This window comes from Ornithinibacillus halophilus (assembly GCF_900129485.1).
In the GTDB taxonomy this organism is placed as follows: domain Bacteria; phylum Bacillota; class Bacilli; order Bacillales; family Amphibacillaceae; genus Ornithinibacillus; species Ornithinibacillus halophilus.
In genome coordinates, this window is sequence record NZ_FQVW01000095.1 from 1 (window position 1) to 3,467 (window position 3,467).

General features: G+C 32.6%; 1 protein-coding gene. It reads right to left on the bottom strand.

Translation table 11 applies throughout. From position 1 onward, the window contains the following. Window positions 1–137: 137 nt before the first annotated feature. A complete protein-coding gene (locus BUB12_RS17280) occupies window positions 138–2,924 on the bottom strand; it encodes an EAL domain-containing protein (RefSeq protein ID WP_072892156.1) in 2,787 nt (928 codons plus the stop codon). Between the last annotated feature and the right edge of the window lie 543 nt (window positions 2,925–3,467).

The window sequence follows — 3,467 nt, forward strand, 5'->3', positions numbered from 1 at the left end:
GGGTTTCACTTTAACTAAAACAATTTTGCCTCAGCCTCCGAAACCATGCATACTACCTTGCATATAGAATTATCGGACTCATTTTTTATTATTACATAGTTTTTCAGTGTCCTCGCAATGATCCTTAGGGGCACATGTTAACCTCTAATTTGTTTTAGTTGTTCTTCAAATTGATGGGAAGGTAAGGGGTGGCTAAAAAAGAAACCTTGTCCTACTACATTATATGTTTTTAAGAAATCAACTTGCTCTTGTGTCTCAATACCTTCTACAATAACTTCTTTGTACCCTTTTGTTGTTTCTAATACCGCTTTTAAAATAGCTATATTGCGATTACCTTTCTCTATGTCCATAAGTGATTTGTCAATTTTGAGGATATCGTAATTTAAATCTGTAATAATCTGTAAAGATGAATATCCTTTACCAAAGTCATCGATAGCAATCTTAATCCCAAGTTCTTTTAAATCTTGAATGATGTGTTCTGATTCAACAATATCAAGCATGGCACTTTCCGTAATTTCTATTATTAATTGGGAAGGATCAATTTTCTCTTCCTTTACAATTTGTTGTACTACCTTTGCGAAATCAGCTTCCCTAAATTGTCTTGCCGATACATTAACGGAAATAGGTACTACTGGTAATCCTCGTTTTCTCCATTCTTTTATATGCAGACATGCTTCTTTGAAAACCCATTTACCGATCGATACAATTAAACCAGTATCCTCAGCAATGGGGATAAATTCATTCGGTGATATCCTTCCAAATGAACTATTCCATCGAAGCAAAGCTTCTGCACTGACAATATCTCTAGATTTTATATCGAACTGTGGTTGGTAATAGAGTTCCAACTCTTCTTTATCAATCGCTTTTCGTAAGGCACTTTCCAGCTTAAGTCGTTGGTTAACCTTCTTTTTTAGTTCATCTGTGAAAAGTTGATAATTGTTTTTCCCTTTTTCTTTTGCATAATACATTGCAAAATCAGCTTCTTTAATAAAGGTTTCGACATCTGGCATTATTTTAGAGTACATACTAATCCCAATGCTAAGGGTTAAAATGAATTCATGGCCGAATAGTGGGATTTTATTATTCATCTCATTGATTATTTTTTGAGCTATTTGGGATACTTCCTCTTTGGTGATATTATCTAAAAAGACAATAAATTCATCCCCACCAAGTCGTGCAATGATATCCTGTGGACGGAGAATATCTTTCATTCGATTTGCTACTTGCTGCAGGAACATATCCCCAGCATGGTGACCTATAGTGTCATTTACACTTTTAAAGTCATCAAAATCAATTGCTAATATAGCAATTGGATGATTAAGTTGTTTCTGTTCCTTCAATTTATGAGTGAAATATTTGAAGAACCATGTACGATTGGGAAGACCTGTAAGTTGATCGGTATAGGCTAACTCTTTTATTTTCTGAACAGCCTCTTTTTCTTTGGTAATATCCTTTGCTATACAGAATACACCAGTAACTTGTTCTTCAATGATGATAGGTACAAGTGTAATATTGACAGGAATCTCATCGCCGTTATTTTTGATAGCACTGATTTCATAATTTTGTGGTTCGCCTTTCAAAGCTTTTTTAAATTGTGCCACTGCAAAGTCGATTTGACTAGGTACGAGTACTTGATGGAAACTCATTTTTTTGACTTCATCTTTTGGGATGCCAAGAGTTTTCCAAACTGCTGAATTAATTTCCTTAAAATATCCATGACAATCAAGTAAGAAAACGGGATCAGGATTATATTCAAAAAGAGACATGTATCGTTGTTGTCTATCTTGTAGAGCTAATTCGGTTTGCTTTTGTTCCGTTATATCTCGTATTACAGATTGAATGGCTGGTTTATTATCAAACTGAATCAAATAGCTAGAAGTTTCCGTAGTAATAACAGTTCCATCAAGTGTAACCATTCGTTGTTCCATTGATTTAACGTGACCTTTTTCTTTTATTATTTGCATTCGTTTTTTTACAGTTTCTCTAAAATCAGGGTGGATAAAATTAATAAAAGATTTTCCTACTATTTCATGTTTTTCTGATGCTTTTACCATACTTAAAACAATTTCATTTACGAAAACAATAGTATTGCCATCATGAATGATCACAGGTACAGGGGATTTTTCGACTAACTGACGATACCGTTTTTCACTCTCTTTGAGTTGCTTTATTAGCTGCTTTTCAGAATGTGTTGATCGATAATCAAGATAAGCAGTAAATAATGTGGCAAACATTAAAAAGAGTGTACTGAAAGAGACGATATTTCCAATAAATTTATCCGCTCCATTAGAAGTTACGTCGCTCCCTTTGTTTATGTAAATAGCTTCCATCCCAACATAATGCATCGTAGTAATGGCTCCTCCTAAAACCAATGCACTAACAATATTTTTTTTCGTTGTTCTATTTGAGATTGAGTCTCCCTTTTTATTTACAAAAATACGAATGGCAATTGAAGAAATAATAATTGCTAAAACTATAGAAAGTGTAAAATAAATCGAAGTAAAATGAATTTCTACTGATTCATAAATCCCATAGGTTGCTGTGTAATGTAGAAAAACAATGCCAAGTCCAATGATCACACCACTAATAAATATCTTCCCCTTCGTTAAAGGGTGGGTATAAAGGAGATAGAAGGCAGTAAAAGATGTGATAAGAGAAAACAAAAATGACAAGACTAGAAGGGAACCATTGAATGTCATTGGATAATTCAAGTGATAAGCTAGCATACCTATGAAGTGGGTTGAGAATATACCAACTCCCATAATAAATACACCTATGAAGATCCAAGTAATTTTTCTTGAACGATGATTGCTTTCTGAAACACGTTCAACTAATACTAATGTTGTATAAGAAGAAATGAATGCAATGATAATGGAAAGTATAATTAGAAAGGGACTATACGTAGCGTGATGTAAATGATGCATATTATCCCACTCCTCTTGTCTGAAATATAATGGATACAATACGTTAGTATTTCTCAAAAAGTGTTATATTAATCAAAACGTTTTCCCTAGACTAAAAGGAATTCAAATAGTATATATGAATTTGGTGATACATTAAAGTGAATTGGAAAAAGTTGTATTTAAAAAGGTGTTTACATATCAGTTTCAGGATGGTATTATATTTTTTGTCGCCAAAAACACAGCTAATAACGGCTACAATAAGACGACAAGATTTTTAAAAAAAGTTATTGACTTTTAAAGATGAACGTTATAATATTAATACCTGTTGCGAAAACATTTTAAATAACTTTTAAAAAAGTATTGACTGTGATAACGCAATGTTGTATATTATAAAAGTTGCTTTTAAAAAGCAATGCGAATTATTTGCTCTTTGAAAACTGAACAAAACAACCAGTATGTTAAGAAAAGCAACCCTGTTTTTCTTTTATAAAAAACCTAGAAGCATTGCTTCTAGTAGCTAAGAACTTTCCTATAATTGATTGGTGTCAATTATAGACAAACTTT